This is a genomic window from Candidatus Proelusimicrobium excrementi, assembly GCF_937881865.1.
GTDB lineage: Bacteria > Elusimicrobiota > Elusimicrobia > Elusimicrobiales > Elusimicrobiaceae > Proelusimicrobium > Proelusimicrobium excrementi.
Genome location: NZ_CALGEO010000048.1, coordinates 1 through 4,542, shown reverse-complemented (window position 1 = coordinate 4,542; position 4,542 = coordinate 1). Strand labels below are relative to the sequence as shown.

The 4,542-nt window shown below is 44.0% G+C and carries 6 protein-coding genes and 1 pseudogene; 2 read left to right on the top strand and 5 right to left on the bottom strand.

The window, feature by feature from the left end:
* Both ACQY26_RS02485 and ACQY26_RS02480 read left to right on the top strand, forming a co-directional pair.
* A pseudogene (locus ACQY26_RS02485) lies at positions 1-138 on the top strand (ribosome biogenesis GTPase Der); the annotation flags it as partial.
* A gap of 203 nt (positions 139-341) precedes the next feature.
* Positions 342-1,481, top strand: coding sequence for a Fic family protein (locus ACQY26_RS02480; RefSeq protein ID WP_428047497.1), 1,140 nt, complete (start codon positions 342-344; stop codon positions 1,479-1,481).
* Positions 1,482-1,530: 49 nt separating this feature from the next.
* Here the strand turns inward: ACQY26_RS02480 and ACQY26_RS02475 are convergent, their stop codons facing one another.
* The 5 genes from ACQY26_RS02475 to ACQY26_RS02455 are packed head-to-tail and all read right to left on the bottom strand — an operon-like array spanning position 1,531 to position 4,408.
* Positions 1,531-1,788 carry a hypothetical protein gene (locus ACQY26_RS02475; protein WP_428047496.1) on the bottom strand — a complete coding sequence of 86 codons (258 nt, stop codon included), beginning with the start codon at positions 1,786-1,788 and terminating at the stop codon, positions 1,531-1,533.
* Positions 1,788-2,480 (bottom strand): hypothetical protein, encoded by a 693-nt coding sequence (locus tag ACQY26_RS02470; protein ID WP_428047495.1) that lies wholly within the window; start codon positions 2,478-2,480, stop codon positions 1,788-1,790. The genes ACQY26_RS02475 and ACQY26_RS02470 overlap by 1 nt, the downstream gene beginning before the upstream one ends.
* Positions 2,480-3,508, bottom strand: a complete 1,029-nt coding sequence (locus tag ACQY26_RS02465) for a hypothetical protein (RefSeq protein ID WP_428047494.1) — start codon at positions 3,506-3,508, stop codon at positions 2,480-2,482. Before ACQY26_RS02465 ends, ACQY26_RS02470 begins: the two co-directional genes overlap by 1 nt.
* Before the next feature lie 56 nt (positions 3,509-3,564).
* Positions 3,565-3,981 (bottom strand): hypothetical protein, encoded by a 417-nt coding sequence (locus tag ACQY26_RS02460; protein WP_428047493.1) that lies wholly within the window; start codon positions 3,979-3,981, stop codon positions 3,565-3,567.
* Positions 3,974-4,408 carry a hypothetical protein gene (locus ACQY26_RS02455; protein WP_428047492.1) on the bottom strand — a complete coding sequence of 145 codons (435 nt, stop codon included), beginning with the start codon at positions 4,406-4,408 and terminating at the stop codon, positions 3,974-3,976. The genes ACQY26_RS02460 and ACQY26_RS02455 overlap by 8 nt, the downstream gene beginning before the upstream one ends.
* Positions 4,409-4,542 lie beyond the last annotated feature (134 nt).

Below are 4,542 nucleotides of genomic sequence, written 5' to 3'. Positions count from 1 at the left end.
ACAGATCAAGATGCAAAAATTGCAGGAGAAGCTCATGAAGCTGGAAAAGGTGTTATCATAGTAGTAAATAAATGGGATGCAGTTGAAAAAGAAACAGGTACATTAGAAGCATACAAAAAAGAAGTATATGAAAAATTAAAGCAAATAATAGGCAAAAATTTTAAACCTTTAAAAGTTAAATTTAGTTCATATTCGGTGGCAAGATATGAACGTTTTTGCTTTTTTCGTTCACATCTTTGCCCCAAATGTGAACGATTTTGCCTTTTTCGTTCATATTTAGCTTGAAAATATGAACAAACTTTGTAATAATGTTCACATTAAAGAAACAAAAGGATAAAAATATGAACAAAATTAACATAGGCTCTTATGTACAACAACCTCAAGGGTTTAAAGCTTTCGTTCCCGCCCCTTTTCCCCCGAGGGAAGATTTTAAATTAGACCAAAACATTATTAACAAACATACCGAAGCAATTCGCCTGCTTGGCAAATTGGACGGAATTACGGAACTGTTACCCGATAAAGACTGGTTCCTTTTGATGTTTATCCGTAAGGACGCTTCAAACTCCAGCCAAATAGAAGGCACAAATGCTACAATAATGGACGCCATTGAATTTGAAAATATAGAACCAAGCTCAACAATCCCCAATGACGTGGACGACATTTTGCATTATATAAAGGCTTTAAATTACGGATTGAACAGAGCGGAGCAATTACCTCTGTCGCTTCGTTTTATCAAAGAACTTCACTCCAAACTCATGCAAAACGCAAGGCAGACCCACTTTGCTTATCCGGGGGAATTCCGTACAAAGCAAAACTGGATTAACGGATCCCGTCCGGATAATGCCCTATACGTGCCACCGCCTGTGCCGGAAATGCTTGCGGCCCTTGCCGATTTGGAAAACTTCGTGCATGCAAAAGACAATTTTTTACCGCTTATAAAAGCGGCTTTGCTGCATGCTCAATTTGAAACCATACACCCGTTTAATGACGGCAACGGACGAACAGGCCGCATTTTAATAACGATGTTTCTTTGGTATAAAAAGCTGCTTGAAAGGCCAGTCCTGTATCTTTCTTCTTACTTTAAGAAACACCGTAGCGCTTATTACACTTATTTAAACGGTTATCACCAGGGCGAAATTTCCCAATGGTTACATTTCTTTCTTGATGGCGTTATAGAAACCGCCTCCTCCTCCATACAAACATGTGCAGGCATTACCAAACTGAGGGAAAAAGACATGCTTAAAGTCCAACAGCTGAACCAAAAGGCTTCCGAGGTTACAGCAAAAATATTATGCAACCTTTATAAAATGCCTATAGTTGGTATTGCTGATATAATAAAATGGACGAATTACACTCCGCGCGGCGCTTACAAAGCAGTGGAAAGAATGATATCCATGCAAATATTGGTTCCTCTTAAACAAGGCGATAATGTTTACTCCCAAAAATGGGTTTATAAAGAATATTTAGACTTGTTTAACTGATTTTCAAAGAACGACCGCCCTTATAAATCCGCCCTTAACGGGGCGGATTTTAATCTTCCCAATACCCGGCGTAAATCTTGCCGTCCTCATCAATCATCACGCATTTATTCCCCTTAATTAAAGGGTTCTGCCCGTTTAAACCCGGGCAAAAGACGAGGCCGTCAAAAATTATCAAATAGCTCTGCGTACTTTTTATAAAGCGCACTTCCCTTTCCCCATAAGTGCCAAAATCAAATACGGCTGTATAATCGGGGGCTGGGACCCCTTCCAAATCTTTAGTGTTTAACAGTTCAAAAATGTGCCACATTACAAAACCGCCTTTCTCTTAATAACTTTGGGGTTACTTCTTATTATCTCCCTTTCGCCGCCTCCGGCTATCGGCACTATGTCCCCGTTGCTTGCGTTCGCAGTTACAGGCGTTAAAGCCACTTTATTGGCTGCCTGCTTGCTTAAGCTTCCGCCGCCAAGGCCCTGCGTATGCCCGCTCGTACCTATAAGGCCCGGTTCTTTATTGGAATATTCAAGCGTCGGTTTCTTCTCCTCTTTCTTCTTTTGTTCCGGCTTAACTTCCAAAGTTATACTTAAGCGGATTAAATTAGTGCCGCTTTCCGGGTTTTTTTCATAGCCGGCAAGCTTGGCGTTAAAAATCAGAATATCCCTGTGGAAATAAGCTATTTTATATTCATTGGCGGCGATTACGTCGGAAGCGATATTTTTTAACACCGGCAAAATCATGCCGAGTATAGCGTCGTCTTCCCGCGCTTTAAGCTCTATATTTACCCTTTGGGTTAAGCCTTTTTGAACAAGGCTGACCTCGCCGCCTTTGACGTCGGCCAAGCTTTCCGTGGCGATATCAAGGCTTTCTCTCTCGCTTTCCAAAGCAAGTTTAGTAGCGGTTTCATCCAAGTAAACGGGCAACGGGGGAAGGAACTTTCCCCTTGCTTTGACATCCGCCGGCGTGGTATAAAAAAGCAAAACCGGGTATAATCCGTTTAGCATTAACGCCCCCTATCCCAAACATATAATAAAGTTGTTTTTAGTGATTCGGCCAAACGCCGGCAAAAATCGCCGACAATACCGCCTAAGCTTAACGACGCCCAATTTACGCTTTTTAAAAGGTTTTGGAGTCCGTACATTATAGGCGTTGCTAAATTTAGCAGAGGCAAAAGCGATTCATAAACTTGATGTTTCAACATCTCGGCGGACATGGCGTTGACGGCAAGATTTTCATAGTCTTTAAATTTAGCGTTTTGCGTGGCCGCGCGCACATGTTCATACTGGTTTTGCGTCCGTATGATTTTATTGCTGATTCTTCCGTTTTTAGCCACTATGTCCCTTAAATCCAAATTAGCCCTTAAAGCGGCTTGGAGATTGCTTTTTTCGTCAAGGCTCATAACGGCGTCATCTAGTTCCTTTAAATTTACGCCCTGCATAACCTGCGTTAGAGGTTCGTCAAAGCCTGTATCCAAAAGGCCCGACATACGCCCGGAAATCCTTCCGCCGAAGATTTGGCTTGCCATAGCCGCCCTTTCCGCGCCGGGGCCCATATTTTTTAAAGCTTCAACCACTTTATAAAGCACAAGGCCCATATCCTTTTCGTTTTTATATTTGGATAGGACATTATCCTCCCCGTTTTTGGCCGCGCCGATAAGTTCCATTATGCGCTGGCCCATCATGTTAAACTGCGCCTGGTCTATCCCTTTTGCGGCGGCCGCGCTCTGCATGGCGGCGTACATGCCCACGCTGGTATCCATGTTATAAGCTTGGTCCTTTATGTTTGAGCTTTTGGCGAGGATATTATCAAGCGCGGAATTGATATCGTTAAGCGGGCTTAGTATTTGCGCCACAAGCCCGGCCGCCATTGTGGTCAAGCCCGAAAACTTAATCATTTTGCCGGCTTTGGCAAGCCCCTGCCCGAAGCGTTTTGTTACCTTGTTAAAACGCCTGTTCATATCCTTTTCCATTTTTGATAAAGAAGAAGTATCGCCAACGAATTTAATTAATACTATGTAAGAACCCGCCGCCATAAACCGCCGCTCCGTAAACCGCAAAATTTATCAGTTCTTCAAGGGTAAAATCCCCTTTAAGCCTGTACGCCTCCGCCATAATGTCTACACTGTGGGTTTTTTTTTAGATTTTCGCCTACGCTCTTAAGCTTTATATCCGCAATCGCCATACATACGGTTTTTATACACTCCGTTATGTAAGCCGGCCCGCACCCTGTGAGGTTTTCCCGCCCCAGCGGTATGCCGTTGGCGTCGGCGCAAAAAGCCAGCAAATCCAGCATTTCTTCTTCCGAAAGTTTGCAAAGGCCGATGGAATAAAGAATATTTTTCTCTTTATCTGGCGCGGGCAGAGCGTCAAACCAGCCGTAAAACTCTTCCTCGCTTTTAGCGGCGTGCGCCGGCGTGCAGTGCAGCCCGAAGAGCAAAGCGTTGAAAGCGCACAAAGCGTGTACGCTTTTTAGGCCCTTTAAGGGCAAAAGATTAACTTTATTCATCTTCCGCGTCCTCGCCGGTGTTTTCCGTTTCGTAGGCTTCAAGGTTCAAAGTTATATCCAGCTCCTCCGCGCCTTCGCTCATGTTGAGTTGAGCAGGTTCCTGCGTTACTATCGCATTCTTATAATAGCGCGCCTGCCCCGTCTTACGGTCTATAACATAGCAGTCCATACGGGTTTCTTCCTTATAATGCTGCCTAAGCAGCGGGAAGAAATAAGCCGGAAGGCCGGTGAGCACAATGGCTATTTTGCCGGGCTCTTTTAAGCCCTCAGTATAGACAAAGCCTTTTGAATGCTGACCGGTTGCGCCGCGGGTTAAGTGCTTGGCCTGAGCCTGCTCAACCGTAAGGCTTGAAACATAGGGCGTAAAATCATATTTCACGCCGCCTATTGAAAGACCGAAGTCGCATTTTCTTAATTGTAAAATCATTTAATTTGCCTCCTGAGTTAAAGTGCCCTGCAAACGCCATAAAGCTTTAGGCTCGGAAATGGATATATTGCCGGTTGCGATAAAATTATCGGCGGTAAGCTCCACGGTAACTTTTGCGCTTTCAATAAGCCCGG